General features: G+C 72.8%; 13 protein-coding genes and 3 tRNA genes. 8 read left to right on the top strand and 8 right to left on the bottom strand.

Annotated elements, in window-relative coordinates:
* Positions 1 to 6 precede the first annotated feature (6 nt).
* The 5 genes from ACZ7DE_RS28765 (at position 7) to ACZ7DE_RS28745 (ending at position 9,666) form a co-directional block, all read left to right on the top strand.
* Complete coding sequence (locus tag ACZ7DE_RS28765; protein WP_470766173.1) at positions 7 to 2,478, top strand: DNA polymerase III subunit gamma and tau; 2,472 nt, start codon at positions 7 to 9, stop codon at positions 2,476 to 2,478.
* A 117-nt stretch (positions 2,479 to 2,595) separates the two neighbouring features.
* Positions 2,596 to 3,849 (top strand): phosphoribosylamine--glycine ligase, encoded by a 1,254-nt coding sequence (gene purD, locus ACZ7DE_RS28760; RefSeq protein WP_470766171.1) that lies wholly within the window; start codon positions 2,596 to 2,598, stop codon positions 3,847 to 3,849.
* A gap of 322 nt (positions 3,850 to 4,171) precedes the next feature.
* The gene (locus ACZ7DE_RS28755; protein WP_470766548.1) at positions 4,172 to 6,349 is read left to right on the top strand and encodes a M48 family metalloprotease; all 2,178 of its coding nucleotides are present in this window, start codon (positions 4,172 to 4,174) and stop codon (positions 6,347 to 6,349) included.
* Positions 6,350 to 7,101: 752 nt separating this feature from the next.
* The gene (locus ACZ7DE_RS28750) at positions 7,102 to 8,616 is read left to right on the top strand and encodes a N,N-dimethylformamidase beta subunit family domain-containing protein (RefSeq protein ID WP_470766169.1); all 1,515 of its coding nucleotides are present in this window, start codon (positions 7,102 to 7,104) and stop codon (positions 8,614 to 8,616) included.
* Positions 8,617 to 8,766: 150 nt separating this feature from the next.
* Positions 8,767 to 9,666: a phosphoribosylaminoimidazolesuccinocarboxamide synthase gene (locus ACZ7DE_RS28745; RefSeq protein WP_470766167.1), complete on the top strand. Its 900-nt coding sequence runs from the start codon at positions 8,767 to 8,769 to the stop codon at positions 9,664 to 9,666.
* A gap of 44 nt (positions 9,667 to 9,710) precedes the next feature.
* Here ACZ7DE_RS28745 and ACZ7DE_RS28740 read toward each other — a convergent pair.
* From ACZ7DE_RS28740 to ACZ7DE_RS28705, 8 genes are all read right to left on the bottom strand, one after another.
* Positions 9,711 to 9,786, bottom strand: a tRNA-Gly gene (locus ACZ7DE_RS28740).
* A gap of 23 nt (positions 9,787 to 9,809) precedes the next feature.
* Entirely contained in the window at positions 9,810 to 10,418 is a 609-nt protein-coding gene (locus ACZ7DE_RS28735) for a response regulator (protein WP_470766165.1), read from the bottom strand.
* Positions 10,415 to 11,641: a sensor histidine kinase gene (locus ACZ7DE_RS28730; RefSeq protein ID WP_470766163.1), complete on the bottom strand. Its 1,227-nt coding sequence runs from the start codon at positions 11,639 to 11,641 to the stop codon at positions 10,415 to 10,417. Before ACZ7DE_RS28730 ends, ACZ7DE_RS28735 begins: the two co-directional genes overlap by 4 nt.
* A 44-nt stretch (positions 11,642 to 11,685) precedes the next feature.
* Positions 11,686 to 12,501 (bottom strand): ABC transporter permease, encoded by an 816-nt coding sequence (locus tag ACZ7DE_RS28725; RefSeq protein ID WP_470766161.1) that lies wholly within the window; start codon positions 12,499 to 12,501, stop codon positions 11,686 to 11,688.
* Positions 12,498 to 13,451, bottom strand: coding sequence for an ABC transporter ATP-binding protein (locus ACZ7DE_RS28720; protein ID WP_470766159.1), 954 nt, complete (start codon positions 13,449 to 13,451; stop codon positions 12,498 to 12,500). Before ACZ7DE_RS28720 ends, ACZ7DE_RS28725 begins: the two co-directional genes overlap by 4 nt.
* Positions 13,452 to 13,598: 147 nt before the next feature.
* Positions 13,599 to 13,671: transfer RNA gene (locus tag ACZ7DE_RS28715), tRNA-Gly, on the bottom strand.
* Positions 13,672 to 13,751: 80 nt separating this feature from the next.
* A tRNA-Gly gene (locus ACZ7DE_RS28710) sits at positions 13,752 to 13,823 on the bottom strand.
* 168 nt (positions 13,824 to 13,991) lie between these two features.
* Positions 13,992 to 14,309: a histone-like nucleoid-structuring protein Lsr2 gene (locus tag ACZ7DE_RS28705; RefSeq protein WP_470766157.1), complete on the bottom strand. Its 318-nt coding sequence runs from the start codon at positions 14,307 to 14,309 to the stop codon at positions 13,992 to 13,994.
* A 363-nt stretch (positions 14,310 to 14,672) separates the two neighbouring features.
* Here ACZ7DE_RS28705 and purS point away from each other — a divergent pair, with 363 nt between their 5' ends.
* Genes purS through purL form a run of 3 tightly spaced genes read left to right on the top strand, consistent with a single transcriptional unit; the run spans position 14,673 to position 17,877 of the window.
* Positions 14,673 to 14,945, top strand: a complete 273-nt coding sequence (gene purS / locus ACZ7DE_RS28700; RefSeq protein ID WP_190154033.1) for a phosphoribosylformylglycinamidine synthase subunit PurS — start codon at positions 14,673 to 14,675, stop codon at positions 14,943 to 14,945.
* Positions 14,942 to 15,622, top strand: a complete 681-nt coding sequence (gene purQ, locus ACZ7DE_RS28695) for a phosphoribosylformylglycinamidine synthase subunit PurQ (RefSeq protein ID WP_470766155.1) — start codon at positions 14,942 to 14,944, stop codon at positions 15,620 to 15,622. The genes purS and purQ overlap by 4 nt, the downstream gene beginning before the upstream one ends.
* Positions 15,619 to 17,877: a phosphoribosylformylglycinamidine synthase subunit PurL gene (gene purL / locus ACZ7DE_RS28690; RefSeq protein WP_470766153.1), complete on the top strand. Its 2,259-nt coding sequence runs from the start codon at positions 15,619 to 15,621 to the stop codon at positions 17,875 to 17,877. The genes purQ and purL overlap by 4 nt, the downstream gene beginning before the upstream one ends.
* Positions 17,878 to 17,970 lie beyond the last annotated feature (93 nt).

Raw genomic sequence — 17,970 nt, 5'->3', positions numbered from 1 at the left:
GTAAGCGTGTCGTCTCTCGCGCTGTACCGCCGCTATCGCCCGGAGTCATTCGCCGAGGTCATCGGGCAGGAGCATGTCACCGACCCGCTGCAGCAGGCGCTGCGGAACAACCGGGTCAATCACGCGTACCTGTTCAGCGGGCCGCGTGGGTGCGGGAAGACCACCAGCGCGCGGATCCTGGCCCGGTGCCTGAACTGCGAGCAGGGGCCCACGCCGACCCCGTGCGGGGAGTGCGAGTCGTGCAAGGACCTGGCCAGGAACGGGCCGGGGTCCATCGACGTCATCGAGATCGACGCCGCCTCGCACGGCGGTGTGGACGACGCTCGTGACCTGCGCGAGAAGGCCTTCTTCGGGCCTGCCCGCAGCCGCTACAAGATCTACATCATCGACGAGGCCCACATGGTCACGTCGGCCGGCTTCAACGCGCTCCTCAAGGTCGTCGAGGAGCCGCCGGAGCATCTGAAGTTCATCTTCGCCACCACCGAGCCCGAGAAGGTCATCGGGACCATCCGGTCGCGTACCCATCACTACCCGTTCCGGCTCGTGCCGCCGGGAACGCTGCGGGAGTACCTCGGCGAGGTGTGCGAGAAGGAGGGCATCCCCGTCGAGGAGGGCGTCCTGCCGCTCGTCGTGCGCTCCGGCGCGGGGTCGGTGCGTGACTCCATGTCCGTCATGGACCAGCTGCTCGCCGGCGCGAGCGACGCGGGTGTGACGTACGCCATGGCGACCTCCCTGCTCGGCTACACCGAGGGCTCGCTGCTCGACTCCGTGGTCGAGGCCTTCGCCACGGGGGACGGGGCCGCCGCCTTCGAGGTGGTGGACCGGATCATCGAGGGCGGCAACGACCCGCGCCGGTTCGTCGCGGACCTGCTGGAGCGGCTGCGGGACCTGGTCATCCTCGCCGCCGTTCCCGACGCGGCGGACAAGGGGCTCATCGACGCCCCGGCGGACGTCATCGAGCGCATGCAGGCCCAGGCCGGCGTCTTCGGCGCCGCCGAGCTGAGCCGTGCCGCCGACCTCGTCAACGAGGGCCTCACCGAGATGCGCGGCGCCACCTCGCCCCGCCTCCAGCTGGAGCTGATCTGTGCGCGCGTGATGCTGCCCGCCGCCTATGGGGACGAGCGGTCCGTCATGGCCCGCCTGGACCGCATCGAGCGCGGCGTGAACTTCGCGCCGGGCGGCGCCGTGCCCGGGCAGGGGTTCGCACAGGGAGCGCCCGCGACGCCGGCGATGCCCGCGATGGGGTACGTGCCCGGGCCCGAGGCGCACGGCGGCGCCGCCATGGCGGGCGACGTGTCTATCCCGCCGGGGGCCGGCGCTGCCGCCGCCCGCGCGGCGGTGCGGGGCCAGGGGCCGGGCCAGGCCGTCGGCCCTTCCCCGGCGTCCCCGGCCGCCCAGCCCCCCGCCGCTACGCCCGCGGCCCCTGCGGCGCACATGCCCGCGCCCACCCATACGCCGGAGCCGACGCCTACGCCGACCCCGGCTTCCGCGCCCGCTTCCGCCCAGCCCGCCCCGCCTGCGGACGAGACTCCCGCCCAGCCCGCCCCGGGCGCCTGGCCCACCGCCACCGCGGCGGGCAGCGGTCGCCGACCCGGCGGCTGGCCCACGGCCGCGCCCGCGGGCGGCGGCGGACGCCCCCCGGCGACACCAGCCCCCGCCGCACCGGCGGGCCCTGCGACCTCGTCCCCGGCTCCGGCCGCCGCCCCCGCGCCCGCCGCCTCGCCGGCCGGGTACGCGCCCCCCGCCGGGGGCCTCGACCCCCGCATGCTGTGGCCGAACATCCTCGAGGCCGTCAAGAACCGTCGCCGCTTCACGTGGATCCTGCTCAGTCAGAACGCCCACGTCGCCGGTTTCGACGGCACGACCCTGCAGCTCGGCTTCGTCAACGCCGGCGCCCGCGACAACTTCGCGAGCAGCGGCAGCGAGGAGGTGCTGCGGCAGGCGCTGGCCGAGCAGTTCAGCGTGCAGTGGAAGATCGACGCCGTCGTCGACCCGTCCGGCGGCTCGGCGCCCCAGCAGTCCGGCGGCTTCGGTGGCGGCGGCGGTGGCTTCGGGGGCGGCGCTCCCGGCGGCTACGGCAGTCCCGGCGGACCCGGCGGCGCGGGCGGATACGGAAACCCGGGCGGCTCCGGCGGCCATGGCGGTCACGGTGGCTACGGTGGCTCCGGCGGCGACGGTGCGACGGCCTCCTCGGCCTCCGCCGGCACCTCCCCCTCCTCCTCGCCCTCGGCGTCCGCGCGGGCCGCCGTATCGGGCGCCCCGGCCCAGCACAGACCTCCCTCGACGTCGGCGTCGGGCTCCGGTCCCGCGGGTTCCGCCCCCGCCCCGTCCCGGCCGCCCGCCCCGGAACCGGTGTCCCCCGAGGACGACATCCCCGAGGACGACGATCCCGACCTCAACGAGTCCGCCCTCTCCGGCTACGAACTGATCGTGCGTGAGCTGGGAGCGACGGTGGTGGAGGAGTTCACCAACGAGTAGCGGGCCTCGTCGCCCCCTCCGTCGCGGCCGCCTTGGAGGAACGCACAGTGTTCCCGGGGCCCGGTCCTCGGAAGCCCGCACAAATCACGCCGGCCCGCGCCGGTTAGGCTGACCCCCGTGAACGTCCTCGTCATCGGCAGCGGCGCCCGCGAACACGCCCTGTGCCGCTCACTGTCCCTCGACCCCGCCGTCACCGCGCTGCACTGCGCGCCCGGCAACGCCGGCATCGCCGAGGTCGCCGAGCTGCACCAGGTCGACGCCCTGGACGGCGCCGCCGTCTCCGCGCTGGCCGTGGAGCTCGGCGCCGAGCTGGTCGTCGTCGGCCCGGAGGCGCCCCTGGTCGCCGGGGTCGCCGACGCCGTGCGCGAGGCGGGCATCCCGGTGTTCGGCCCCTCCAAGGAGGCCGCGCAGCTGGAGGGGTCCAAGGCGTTCGCGAAGGACGTGATGGCCGCGGCCGGCGTGCCGACCGCCCGCTCCTACGTCTGCACCACCCCGGAGGAGGTCGCCGAGGCCCTCGACGCCTTCGGCGCGCCGTACGTCGTCAAGGACGACGGTCTGGCCGCCGGCAAGGGCGTCGTCGTCACCGACGACCTGGAGGCGGCCGCGGCGCACGCGGCGGCCTGTGAGCGTGTGGTCATCGAGGAGTTCCTCGACGGTCCGGAGGTCTCCCTCTTCGCGATCACCGACGGCGTGAGCGTCGTCCCGCTCCAGCCCGCCCAGGACTTCAAGCGCGCCCTCGACGGCGACGAGGGCCCGAACACGGGCGGCATGGGCGCCTACTCGCCGCTGCCCTGGGCCGACCCGAAGCTGGTGGAAGAGGTCCTGCAGACCGTTCTCCAGCCGACCGTCGACGAGATGCGCCGCCGCGGCACCCCGTTCTCCGGGCTGCTCTACGCCGGCCTCGCGATGACCAGCCGCGGTGTCCGGGTCATCGAGTTCAACGCCCGCTTCGGCGATCCCGAGACCCAGGTCGTCCTGGCCCGGCTGAGGACTCCGCTGGCCGGCGTCCTCAAGGCCGCCGCCACCGGCGACCTCGCCGACCTGCCGGCGCTGCGCTGGAGCGACGACGCGGCCGTCACCGTCGTCATCGCCTCCCACAACTACCCCGGCACCCCGCGCACCGGCGACCCGATCACCGGCCTCGCCGAGGTGGCCGCCGAGGACGCCCCGCACGCGTACGTCCTGCACGCCGGCACGAAGCGGGACGGCGACGCGGTCGTCAGCGCCGGCGGCCGCGTGCTGTCCGTCACCGCGACCGGCGCCGACCTCACCGAGGCCCGCACCCGCGCCTACCAGGCGGTCGCACGCATCGGCCTGGACGGCTCCCAGCACCGTACGGACATCGCCGCGAAGGCGGCAGCGGGCGCGTAACCGCGTCTCATCAGGCGTTTTACAGGCCCCGGGCCACTCTGGAACCCCTCACCGAGGATCCGGGGAACCCGGGGCCTGATCGTTGCCCACCGTCATACACCTTTCCCCAGAGCCATTCCATCGAGTGACCCTGAGCTATCCAGCTGACGAGGGCCGGACCGCCAACTAGGGTGCGGCGCAAGCGTCCCGGCGCTCGTTCCGGCACTTGGCCCACCGGCATTGCGATGTCAGTGGGCGGTGCCACAGTGGGGGAGTGACCACTGCGAAGACAGCCGGGGGAAACAGGACTTCAGGGAGGGGGTGACGTCCAGTCGTGACCGGTATGGGTGTGGAGGTGGGCGCGCACGCAGCGCGCGCCCGGGCACTGGCCGTGCTGCGCATCCGCAGCCGGGCGCTGGCCGTCGCGCTGCTGCCCGCTGCGGCCGCCGTGATCCTGCTCGCGGGCGGTTCCACCGGGCACCTCGTGGGCCCGGGCTGGGACGCGGCACGTGCGGTGGTGTCCGTCGTCGCGGTCGTCGTCCTGCTCGCCGCCGGGGTGATCGCCCTGGTCGTCGCCCGGTCCCGGCCCGCCGTCAGTCCCACGGTGACCATCGCCGAGACGGCGGCACCCGATCTGTACCGTCTGGTCCGCGACCTGGCCGACCGGCTCGAGGTCCCCGCGCCCTCGGCGATAGCGCTCACTCCGGACTGCGACAGCTGGCTGGAGGACCGCACCCACCCCGCCCATGGCGCGCCCCCGCCCCGCGACCGTGACGAGATAGCCGGCCCGGGCGGCTCCCACGGACCGCTCCACCGCCGCGCGACGGCGGCGCCCGTCCTCGTCATCGGCTCTCCGTTCCTGTGGTGGATGCGCGTCGGCGAGCTGCGCGCCGTCCTCGCCCCGGTCGTCGCCGGTACAGGCCCCTCGGCGCACCCCGACATAGCGGCCGCCCGGCGCTTCGTGCGCGGGCTGGACGCGGCGGTGGCCGTCTGCGCCCACCGCGGCGGCCGACGTCTCGTCCTGCGGCCGGCCTGCTCGGGCATCGGCTGGGTGGCGCGCCTGATGCTGCGCGGCTGCCAGGCACACGCCGTCGAGATGGAGCGGGGGGTGGCCGCCGCGGCCGCCGAGCGTGCACAGTCTGTGGATTACGGGCTGCGCATCGTCGCCCAGGAGCAGGTGGGCCTCGCGTACGCGGGTTGGGACCGGCTGCTCACCCGGGTGGCGCTGCCCGCCTGGCGGATGGGCCGCTGGCCCTCCCGGCTGGACGCGGGGGTCGTCGCCGCCCTCACCGAGCTGTCCCGGCGCGACCGGCTGGCCGAGGGCTTCGCCTCCCGCCTCGGCGAGCGCCCCGCCTGCGACCTGCTCGAAGAGCCCGGCACCGTCGACGAGGCCGCCTCGCTGCTCGCCGCCCGTCTCTTCCACGGGGGTCCCGCGGACCCCGGCCCGGACTGGTCGCCGGTGGCCTGGGAGGACTACCCGGACGAGGTCGTCGACCGCAAGTGGCGCACCGACGCGGCCCGGCTCCACCGGGTCCTCGACGCCCTCGGCGTCCGCCGCGCCCCCGACCCCACGACCGTCCACCACCCCGGCGGCCCCACCCTGGCCCGAGTCCTGGAACACCTGACGGACGGCCCCCACACCGCGGCGGACCCCCACCCGGCCTCCACGCCCCCGGCGTCACCCCCGCGCCGACAGACGGCCGCCCCACCGGCCACACCCGCCCCGGGGAACCCGGCCCGCCCGACCGGCTCGGCCCACCCGACGGACCCGCCCGATCCGACGACGGCCCCGGCGGCCGAAGGGGAGACGCTTGACGCGCCGGGACCGGGCCGACTGCCTGCCGGCCCCACTCCGACAGGCCCGGGCCACCCGGCGGACGCAGCCCAGTCGCCGGCCCCGACCCCCGCTGCCGACGCCGTCCCCGACTCATCGCGCCCGACCCCCGTGGAACGGGGCGCGACCGCCCCCGTCGAACCGGGCGCCGCCCCCGACTCCCCGGCCCCGGCCCCGTTGCCCGCCCCCGACCCCGACGGCGTCCCTGATCCCCTGGCCCGGGCCCTCGGCTTCCCCTTCGACCTCGGCGACGGCGAGGACGACCCTCCGCCCGCCAATCCCCGCAGTGCCGCACTTGCCGCTCGGCTCGGTGTCGAGGTCGGCAAGGAGGAGGCGGCGGTCGTGCCGCAGGGTTCCGCCGGGCCGTCGGCGGCCGGGCAGGGGCCCGACGCGGCCCTCTGGGACGACGCCGCGCTCCCCCTGTTCCCGCTCCAGCCCCCACGTACCGATCGTGAGCTCCTCGCCGACCACGTCACGGCGATGGTCTGCTGCGCCGCGATGGACACCGTCGGCGCGACGCCGGGCCTCGACTGGCTCGACGGTCCCACGCTCCTGGTCGACGGCGAGCGCGTGGCCGACCTGACCCCGCGGGTTCTCAGCCTCGTGGAGGACGGCGACGCGGGCCCGCTGCGCACCTGGCTCGTGTCGCTGGGGATACGACCGGAGAAGCCGGTGCGGCTCGGCTGAGTGCGCCCCGGGCCACCCCGGGCCACCCCCGCCTGGGCCACCCCGGGGCGCACCGGCCGCGCCGACCCCGGGCCGCACCGACCCGTACCGGCCCCGAGCCGCACCAGCCGCACCGGCCCCGCCCGCATCAGCCGCATCAGTCGCACGGGCTCCGGCCCACGCCGGTCGCACAGGCCCCGGGGCCACCCCATCCGCACCGGCTCCGCCGTCCCAAGCCGGCGCACACGCCCCAGGGCGGCCCCAGCCAGCCCACACGACGACGCCAGCCCCACCATCCACCCCAGCCCCCAGCCAGCCTCACCACCCCACCCCACCCCACCCCACCCCAGCCCCCAGCCCTCCCCACCACCCCACGCCAGCCCCATGCCCTCCCCACCACCCCACGCCAGCCCCCTGCCAGCCGAACCCGATGCCATCCCCACCCCCCACGCCCGCCCCACCCACCCAAGCCACCCCCACGCCCGCCCCACCCATCCCAAGAGACCGCTCCACGCCCCACCCCCCCCAAGCACCACCCCCCGCACCGCCGCCCCCCGCAGCCCCGCGCCGCGCGTCGCACCGAATGGAGTGCCGGATTCCACTTTCGGCCAATTCGCAACGAATAGTGACTGCCTGCGCGCGTTATGTGATGTGCTGGGATCGATAGAGCCCATGGCAAGGGCTTGCGACATAGGACAGTCGGCAGAAGACCGGACGCGCACGGCGGTCACGTCCGTACGAACCATCACGGGGGCACGAGGGAGGGGAGCACCATGGGACCCGGACCAGGACCGGAGCACATCCGTCGATGGGAGTCGGGAGCGCTGGCCCACGCCGTGACCGACCCCTTCGGACAGGGCCCCGTGCCCTGGCTGCGCGGCAGTGAGACGTACTTCGACGACACCGGCCAGGTGGTCCCCTGGTACGTCGACCCGACGGCCCCCGCACCTGCGCAGGACGCCCCCCGCGTCCCCGGTCCCCGCACCGCGCCCGGGGTGGGCGGCCCCCGTTCCGCCGACGACGTGCGCCGCCAGATCAAGGGCTTCATCTCCACCGGCGCGGTCGCTCCCGGGGACGCCGTCGACTTCCACGTCACCGTCGACCCGCCCCAGGAATTCAGCGTCGACATCTACCGCATCGGCCACTACGACGGCGACGGCGCCGCGAAGATCACCACCAGCCCGCGCCTCTCCGGCATCGTCCAGCCCCCGCCGCTGACCGCCGACCGCACGGTCTCCTGCCACCACTGGTGGCTCTCCTGGCGCCTGCAGGTCCCCTCGTACTGGAACGCGGGCGCGTACGTCGCCGTCCTCACGACCGTCAACGGGTACCGCTCCCACATCCCCTTCACGGTCAGCGACCGGCGCCCCGCCGACCTGCTCCTGCTCCTGCCCGACATCACCTGGCAGGCCTACAACCTCTACCCCGAGGACGGCCGCACCGGCGCCAGCCTCTACCACGCCTGGGACGAGAAGGGCCGTCTCCTCGGCGAGGCCGACGCGGCGACCACGGTCTCCTTCGACCGGCCGTACGCCGGCGCGGGCTTACCCCTCCACGTCGGCCACGCCTACGACTTCATCCGCTGGGCCGAGCGCTACGGCTACGACCTCGCCTACGCCGACGCCCGCGATCTGCACGCCGGTCACGTCGACCCCACCCGTTACCGGGGCCTGGTCTTCCCGGGCCACGACGAGTACTGGTCGACGAACATGCGCCGGACCGTGGAACTCGCCCGTGACAGCGGCACCTCGCTGGTGTTCCTGTCCGCCAACTCTCTGTACTGGCAGGTGGAGTTGGGGCCGTCGCCGTCGGGCGTCCCCAGCCGCCTGCTCACCTGCCGCAAGCGCAAGGGGCCGGGCAGGCCCGTCCTGTGGCGGGAGATCGACCGGGCCGAGCAGCAACTGGTCGGCATCCAGTACGCGGGCCGGGTGCCGGAGCCGCACCCGCTGATCGTCCGCAACGCCGGCCACTGGCTGTGGGAGGCGACCGGCGCGAGCGAGGGCGACGGCATCGAGGACCTGGTCGCCGGCGAGGCCGACCGCTACTTCCCGCGCACTCCTCTCCCGCCGCACGAGGACCGCATCCTCCTCGCCCACTCCCCCTACCGCGACGGCGAGGGCGTCCAGCGGCACCAGGAGACGTCCCTCTACCGCGCCCCCTCGGGCGCCCTGGTCTTCGCCTCCGGCACGTTCGCCTGGTCCCCGGCCCTGGACCGCCCGGGCCATGTGGACCCCCGCATCCAACGCGCCACGGCGAACCTCCTGGACCGCATCTGCAAGCGCGCCTGACGCCCGTCCACCCCGCCGCGTCCGTTCTCCGTCCCCGCCCCACCCGGTGTCCGTGCCCCCCGGTTTCCGTCTCCGTCCCACCCGCTGTCCTAGATCAATCCTGATGTAAGGGACAATCAAGCCTCTAGGACAGAACCACGGGGAGGAACCGTGTCCGGATTCGTAGAAAAGCCCGAGCCGCTTCAGGTGCCGGGCCTGGTGCATCTGCACACCGGCAAGGTGCGCGAGCTGTACCAGAACGAGGCGGGCGACCTCGTGATGGTCGCCAGCGACCGTACCTCCGCCTTCGACTGGGTGCTGCCGACCGAGATCCCCGACAAGGGCCGCGTCCTCACCCAGCTCTCCCTGTGGTGGTTCGACCAGCTCGCCGACCTGATCCCGAACCACGTGCTGAGCACGAAGCTGCCGGCCGGGGCCCCCGCCGACTGGGCCGGCCGCACGCTGATCTGCAAGTCGCTGCAGATGGTCCCCGTCGAGTGCGTGGCCCGCGGCTACCTCACGGGCTCGGGCCTCGCCGAGTACAAGGAGTCCCGCACCGTGTGCGGCCTCGCCCTCCCCGAGGGCCTGGTCGACGGCAGCGAGCTGCCCGCGCCGATCTTCACCCCCGCCACCAAGGCGGCCGTCGGCGAACACGACGAGAACGTCTCCTACGAGGAGGTCGCCCGCCAGGTCGGCGCCGACACCGCGGCCCAGCTCCGCCAGGCGACCCTGGCCGTGTACAGCCGTGCCCGCGACATCGCCCGCGACCGGGGCGTCATCCTCGCCGACACCAAGTTCGAGTTCGGCTTCGAGGGCGAGACCCTGGTCGTCGCCGACGAGGTCCTCACCCCGGACTCGTCCCGTTTCTGGCCGGCCGACCAGTGGCAGCCGGGCCGGGCGCAGCCCTCGTACGACAAGCAGTTCGTGCGCGACTGGCTGACCTCGGCCGAGTCCGGCTGGGACCGTGCGAGCGAGCAGCCCCCGCCGCCGCTGCCCCAGCACATCGTGGACGCGACGCGCGCGAAGTACGTGGAGGCCTACGAGCGTCTGACGGGCACCGCCTGGGCGTGAGCGCCGACGCGAAAGGCCCCGGTCGATGACCGGGGCCTTTGCGATGGAGCGGACGACGAGGCTCGAACTCGCGACCTCAACCTTGGCAAGGTTGCGCTCTACCAACTGAGCTACGTCCGCACTGCGCCGTGGCGCGAGGCCAACTATACCCAACCGCGCTCCCGGGCGAGCCGCACCGCCGCATGCCGGTTCTCCGCCCCGAGCTTGGAGACGGCCGAGGACAGGTAGTTCCGCACGGTCCCCTGCGACAGCGCGGCCCGCTCGGCGATCTCCGCGACGGGCGCCCCGTCGGCGGCGAGTTCGAGGACCTCCGCCTCGCGCGAGGTGAGCGGCGAGTCCCCGGCCGCGATCGCGTCGGCCGCCAACTCCGGGTCGACGTAACGGTTCCCGGCGTGCACGGTGCGGATGATCTCCGCGAGCCGCTGCGCGCTCACTGTCTTCGGGACGAACCCGCGCACACCTGCCGCAAGCGCCCGCTTGAGGTGCCCGGGCCGCCCGTGGCTGGTGACGATCAGTGTCTGGCAGCCGGGCAGTTCGGCCCGCAGGGATGTGGCGACCTTCACACCGTCGGCGCCCGGCATCTGAAGATCCAGGACTGCCACGTCGGGCTCATGAGCCCGGGCCATCGCCAGCGCCTCCGGTCCGGTGGCCGCCTCGGCGACGATCAGCAGGTCGTCCTCCAGGGAGAGCAGCGCGGCCAGCGCACCCCGGATGAGGTGCTCGTCGTCGGCGAGCAACACCCGCACCGTCATGAAGTGACCTCTCTCACAGCGTCCTTATCGCTCAGCGGTACCTCGGCGACCACCCGGAACATGCCCGCGTCGACGAGTCCGGCGCTCAGTGTCCCCTCGACCGCCCGCAACCGTTCCCGCAGCCCGGCGAGCCCCGACCCGCCGCCTTCGGCGGTGGGCGTCGCGCCGTCGTTCTCCACCGTCAGCACCACACTCCCCTCCGACCGCCGCAGCGCCACCGCGCACCGGCCGGCGTCTCCGTGCCGCAGCACGTTGGTGGTGGTCTCGCGTACCACCCAGGCGAGCGCGGACTGCACCTCAGGGGGCAGCCCGCCGGTCTCCGCACTCACCTCGCACGCGATCCCGGCCGCCTTCAACACCCCCTGTGCACCCGCGAGTTCGACGCCCAGGTCGGCCTCCCGGTAGCCGCGTACGACATCGCGCACCTCGCGCTGCGACTCCTGCGCTATGCGCTGCACCTCGATCATCTGCTCCACGGCGTCGGGCCGCCCGCGCCGTGCCAGCTGCACGGCCAGCTCGCTCTTCAGGGCGATCACCGCCAGATTCCGGCCCATCACGTCGTGCAGATCCCGTCCGAACCGCAGCCGCTCCTCGGCGACGGCGAGGCGGGCCCGGGTGTCACGGGCCTCGTCGAGCCGGTAGACGGCGTCGAGCAGCCACACGGAGAAGACGGAGGTGAAGGCGAGGAAGCCGGCTCCGAGGAACACCGCCGCCATCGTCACCAGAGCGGCCGCGCCGGGCAGCCCGATCGGGAACGCGACGACTCCGGCGCCCAGGGCGAAGCCGACGACGACGGCGAACACCCGTCTCCGCCTGCGCACGCCGAGCGCGGTGAAGCCGGCCCCGAAGACGAGGACGGTTCCGAAGACCCCGCCCGCGGCGGCGGCGACGTCCTCGTGGTCCGGGCCGCGCTCCGCGATCCAGACCGCGACGACGGCCACGGCCGCGGTGACCGCGGCCAGGCTCCACAGCAGCCGGACCGGCTGCGGCCGGCGCCCGCGGGTCCAGTCCAGCGCCCGTGACGCCGTCACCGCACCGAGCGTGCAGTGCGCGAGCGCCAGCACCGGCAGCAACGGCCCGAGCCCGGCCCCGTGCCCGCCGGTGAACGGCAGGCCCACCGCCATGAACTCGGCCACGGCGAAGAAGTGGAACGACCACCGTGTGTACGTCTCGACCTTCGCGGGCGTGCTCTTCCGCCGCCACCAGCCCCACGGCCTGCGCATCCGCACGCCCCCCGTTTCCCCGTACCCCCGGCGCTCCGTGTATGTCAGCGCCTCGGCTCCCACCGGAACCACCGCCGTACAGCAAACACCGCGAGCACGGTCCAGGCCAGTGCGGTCGCCACGGCGCCCAGGGCCTCGTACGCCGACAGGCTCCCGGTCCAGCCGCCGCGTACCAGGGTGATCACCGGGGACAGGGGCAGCAGTTCGCAGACGGAGGCGAGCCGGTCGGGCAGCATTTCCAGGGGGACGGTCACTCCGGAGCCGACCATCGACACGAGCACCAGCGGCATCGTGGTGACCTGCGCGCTCTCCACGGTCCGGGTCGCCGACGCCGTGACCGCCGCGAACGCCGCGCACATCACGAGGCCCGACAGCAGTCCCAGCACGGCGAGATGAGGCGCCTTCGGGGCCGGTACGTCGAGCAGGACGGTGGAGCCGACGATCAGCACGAGTGACTGCGCCAGCCCCGTGGCGAGGACGGGCAGCGCCGCACCGCCGAGGATCTCGCCGTCCCGCAGCTCGCCGGTGCGCAGCCGTTTGAGCACCAACTCCTCGCGCCGGGCGGTGTAGATGGCCGACAGCGCCGAGTACACCCCGAACAGCAGGGAGAAGCCGATCCCGGCGGGCATCAGCACCAGGCCGACGCTGAGGCCGACGTCCTCCACGCCCATGTCGTCGACCACCAGGCCCAGGCTGACCGGCAGCACCAGCGGTACGAACACGGCCGTGAGGAGCGAGCTCCTGCTGCGGCCGAGCAGCGTCAGTTCCGCCCGGGCGAGCGCGGCCATCCGGCTCACCGGAGTCGTGACCGTCCCGGTGGCCGTACGGCCGGCCGTGTCCTTCGCCGTCGCCCCGCTCATGCCGCGACCCCCTCGGTCCTGTCGCTGTCCGACGCCGCCCGGGCGATCCCCAGGAACGCCTCCTCCAACGAGGCCGACCGCACGTCGAGTCCGCGCAGCTCGACCCCGGCCCGCTCGGCCCACACCAGCAGTACGGTCGCCGCCCGCTGCAACTCCCGCGTGCGCAGCCGTACGACACGGCCGTCGACCTCGTGGCCGCACACGCCGAGCTCTCCCAGCGGCGGCAGGTCGCCCACGAAGTACCCCTCGGGCAGTTCGAAGGCGATCCGGGACGGCTGGGCGGCCGTGACCTGGGCGGGCGTCCCGGTGGCGGCGATGCGGCCCTGGTGCAGGATGGCCAGCCGGTCGGCGAGGTTCTCGGCCTCCTCCAGGTAGTGGGTGGTCAGCAGCACCGTGGTGCCCGCGTCGCGCAGGGCGCGCACCAGGTCCCAGGTGTCCCGCCGGCCCTCGGCGTCCAGGCCGGTCGACGGCTCGTCCAGGAACAGCACCTCGGGGTCGCCGAGCACCGCGAGCGCCAGGTCGAGGCGTCGCCGCTCGCCGCCGGACAGCTGCTTGACCCGGACGCCGGTCCGCCCGGTGAGCCCGACGAGCGCCAGCGCCTCCCCGACCGGACGGGCCCCGCTGACGCAGCCGGCCCACATCTGCGCGGTCTCGGCGACGGTCAGCTCGGAGGGGAAGCCGCCCTCCTGGAGCATCACGCCGGTGCGCGGCCGTACGGCGGCCCGCTCGGTGTACGGGTCGTGGCCGAGCACCGCGACCCGTCCGCCGTCGGGCCGCGCGAGCCCTTCCAGCAGCTCGACGGTCGAGGTCTTTCCGGCGCCGTTGGTGCCGAGCAGCGCGAAGATCTCACCGCGGCCGACGTGGAAGGAGATTCCACGGACCGCTTCGAACCCGCCCCCGTACACACGCCGGAGGTCGGTGACCTCGATCACGTGTTCTTTCGTGTCCATGCCTCCAGGCTCCCCGGGGACGGAGGCCGTCGGCAGTGCGAGGTGTCACGTGTGCGTGTGACAAATGTCAGACGATGCCGTGCGGCCCCCACCGCTGTGCGGGCGCACGAAAAGACCCCGGTCCAGTGGACCGGGGTCTGATTCCCGAGCGGACGACGAGGCTCGAACTCGCGACCTCAACCTTGGCAAGGTTGCGCTCTACCAACTGAGCTACGTCCGCATTGCCTCCGACCGGCTCTCACCGATCGGCGCGAGCACCAGCCTACCTGATCCAGAGGACTGGTCAGATCGGCGGTGCAGAGCGGGTGACAGGAATTGCACACTGCGCCTTCCCCCTGGAAGGGGGATGTTCTACTACTGAACTACACCCGCGTGTACTCCGTGAGCTGGGCCTTTCGGCCGTGCCCCTCGGCGTGCTCCAGACTCTAGCCGACCGGGAGGGGTGCAGCGCAAGTCGACTCGTTCGAGGGGCGCGTGACCGGCCGTCGGCCCACGGGCCGGCCCGGAACGGGCCGACGGGCGCGGTTCACGCAACGCTGCTCACTGGGCTTCGGCGAACGCCTCGTAGACCTTCTTGGGGATGCGGCCGCGGGCCGGCACCTCCATCTTGTTGGCCTGGGCCCACGCGCGGACCGCCGCCGGGTCGGGTGCGACCTCCGTCTGCTTGTACGCCTTGCCGGACCTCGACCGCTTGCGGCCGGCGTCCACGTAGGGCGCGAGCGCCTTACGCAGTTTCTTGGCATTGGCTTCATTCAGGTCGATCTCGTACGACTTGCCGTCCAGCCCGAAGGCGATCGTTTCCGCCGCTTCCGAGCCGTCGATGTCGTCAAAGAGAGTGACCACGACCTTCTGCGCCACGAATATCGGTCCCTTCGTGCGACAGCTCTGCGATGACGTGCCAAGACGTCACGGAGATGTCGACTGTCCGCCTGTTATGGGGCAAAGTATCGGCTATTGCCAATTCATTTGTACAGTGCCCGCCATTGCAATGTGAAGCCCGACTAAATCTGTCCGCGTGTCCCAGGGCAATAGGGAACGCGGGTGCACCCCGGATCTTTCCCTGAAATTTTCGCGAAGGCACTGGTCCGATACCTGATCGTGATGGCGCTCACGTAGATTCCTACAACTCTACCCGCGTAGAAATTTTGTACGGGTAGTCTGAAGACACCTGTTGGAGACACCTGCAGGAACCTGCTCAGCACCACACCACCGGGAGTGCCAGTGGCACGCGTCGTAGTCGACGTCATGCTCAAGCCGGAGATCCTCGACCCCCAGGGCCAGGCGGTGCAGCGCGCACTGCCGCGGCTGGGTTTCGAAGGCATCTCCGACGTCCGTCAGGGAAAGCGATTCGAACTGGAAGTTGACGGTCCGGTCGACGAGGCCGTCCTCGCCCGCATCCACGATCTTGCGGAATCCTTCCTCGCCAACACCGTGATCGAGGACTTCACCGTCAAGGTCGAGTCGGAAGAGGCAGTCGCGGGAGCCGCGAAGTGACCGCTCGTATTGGCGTCGTCACTTTCCCGGGCAGCCTGGACGACCGGGACACCCAGCGGGCGATCCGCCTCGCGGGCGCCGAACCCGTCGCCCTCTGGCACAAGGACAAGAACCTCCACCAGGTCGACGCCGTGGTGCTGTGCGGTGGTTTCTCCTACGGCGACTATCTCCGGGCCGGCGCCATCGCCCGCTTCTCGCCGGTGATGGAGCCCCTCATCGAGCAGGCGAAGGCCGGCCTCCCGGTCCTCGGCATCTGCAACGGCTTCCAGATCCTCACCGAGGCCCACCTCCTGCCGGGCGCGATGCTCGGCAACGACCACCTCCACTTCATCTGCCGCGACCAGAAGCTGCGGGTGGAGAACGCGGACACCGCCTGGACGACCGACTACTCGGCCGGCCAGGAGATCCACATCCCGCTGAAGAACATGGACGGCCGGTACGTCGCCGACGAGTACACCCTCGACCAGCTCGAGGCCGAGGGACGGGTCGCCTTCCGCTACCTGGACGTCAACCCCAACGGCAGCCTCCGTGACATCGCCGGCATCACCAACGAGGCCGGCAACGTCGTAGGCCTCATGCCGCACCCGGAGCACGCCGTCGAACCCCTCATCGGGTCCGGCCGCACCGACGGTCTCCCCTTCTTCACCTCGATCCTCAAGAAGCTGGTCAACGCATGAGCCGGACGCCTCTGGACACGGTCGAGCACGCGACCGAGACCCCCGACGTCGAGCTGCCCTGGGCCGAACTCGGCCTGAAGAAGGACGAGTACGAGCGGGTCGTGGAGATCCTCGGCCGCCGCCCGACCGGCGCCGAGCTCGCCATGTACTCCGTCATGTGGTCCGAGCACTGCTCGTACAAGTCCTCCAAGGTCCACCTCCGCCAGTTCGGCGAGAAGGCGCCCCAGTCGGACGCGCTGCTCGTGGGCATCGGCGAGAACGCGGGCGTCGTCGACGTCGGCCAGGGCTACGCGGTCACCTTCAAGGTCGAGTCGCACAACCACCCGTCCTACGTGGAGCCCTACCAGGGCGCGGCCACGGGCGTCGGCGGCATCGTGCGGGACATCATCGCCATGGGCGCGCGCCCGGTCGCCGTGGTCGACCCCCTGCGCTTCGGCGCGGCGGACCACCCCGACACCAAGCGCGTCCTGCCGGGCGTCGTCGCCGGCATCGGCGGCTACGGCAACTGCCTGGGCCTGCCGAACATCGGCGGCGAGGTCGTCTTCGACGCCTGCTACCAGGGAAACCCGCTGGTCAACGCGGGTGCCATCGGCGTCATGCGGCACGAGGACATCCACCTCGCCAAGGCGTCCGGCGCGGGCAACAAGGTCATCCTGTACGGGGCCCGCACGGGCGGCGACGGCATCGGCGGCGCGTCGATCCTCGCCTCCGAGACCTTCGACGACGCCAAGCCGTCCAAGCGCCCCGCCGTGCAGGTCGGCGACCCCTTCCAGGAGAAGCTCCTCATCGAGTGCACCCTGGAGGCCTTCAAGGAGAAGCTGGTCGTCGGCATCCAGGACCTCGGCGCGGCCGGCCTGTCCTGCGCGACGAGCGAGCTGGCGTCGAACGGCTCCGGCGGCATGCGCGTGACGCTGGACGACGTCCCCCTGCGTGACTCGACCCTCTCGCCCGAGGAAATCCTCATGAGCGAGTCGCAGGAGCGCATGTGCGCGGTCGTCGAACCGGGCAAGGTCGACCGCTTCCTCGAGATCTGCGACAAGTGGGACGTCATCGCCACCGTCATCGGCGAGGTGACCGACGGCGACCGGCTGGAGATCTTCTGGCACGGCGGCAAGATCGTCGACGTCGACCCGCGGACCGTGGCCCACGACGGCCCCGTCTACGAGCGCCCGTACGCCCGCCCGGAGTGGCAGGACGCTCTCCAGGCGGACGACGCGAACAAGCTGCCCCGGCCCACCACGGGCGCCGAGCTCAAGGAGCAGGTGCTCAAGCTGGTCGCCTCGCCCAACCAGGCGTCCAAGAAGTGGATCACCTCGCAGTACGACCACTTCGTGCAGGGCAACACCGTCCTCGCGCAGCCCGAGGACTCCGGGATGATCCGGATCGACGAGGAGACCGGCCTCGGCGTCGCCATCGCCACCGACGGCAACGGCCGGTACGCCAAGCTCGACCCGTACGCGGGCGCGCAGCTGGCGCTCTGCGAGGCCTACCGGAACGTGGCGACGACCGGCGCCAAGCCGCTCGCCGTCTCCGACTGCCTGAACTTCGGCTCGCCCGAGGACCCGGCGGTGATGTGGCAGTTCGCGGAGGCCATCCGCGGCCTGGCCGACGCCTGCCAGCAGCTGGGCACCCCGGTGACCGGCGGCAACGTCTCGCTCTACAACCAGACCGGCGAGGCGGCCATCCACCCGACCCCGGTGGTCGCGGTGCTGGGCGTCATCGACGACGTCGCCCGCCGTACGCCGGTCGCCTTCCAGGAGGAGGGCCAGCTGCTCTACCTCCTCGGCGACACGCGTGAGGAGTTCGGCGGCTCGGCCTGGTCCCAGGTCGTCCACGACCACCTGGGCGGGCTGCCCCCGAAGGTCGACCTGGAGCGGGAGCGGCTGCTCGCCGAGATCCTGATCTCCGCCTCCCGCGACGGCATGATCGACTCGGCGCACGACCTGTCCGACGGCGGGCTGATCCAGTCGGTCGTCGAGTCGGCGCTGCTCGGCGGCAAGGGCGCGCGGCTGATCGTGCCGGACGGCCTCGACGCCTTCACCTTCCTCTTCTCGGAGTCGGCCGGCCGCGCCGTCGTCGCCGTCCCGCGCTCCGAGGAGCTCCGCTTCAACGACATGTGCGGGGCGCGCGGCCTGCCCGTCACCCGCGTCGGCGTCGTCGACGGCGACACGGTCGAGCTCCAGGGCGAGTTCGAGCTGTCGCTGGAGGAGCTGCGCAAGGCTCACGAGGACACCATCCCGGCGCTGCTCGCGTAACCACCGGCAGCACCCGCGTCCGCGCGGTGCCGGCACGGCGTCGAAGGCCTCGTCCGTTCCCACGGGCGGGGCCTTCGCCGCGCGCATCACACC

Source organism: Streptomyces sp. NPDC037083 (genome assembly GCF_055606485.1).
Note: the sequence above shows the minus strand (reverse complement) of the source record. Positions and strands in the feature narration are given on the sequence as shown.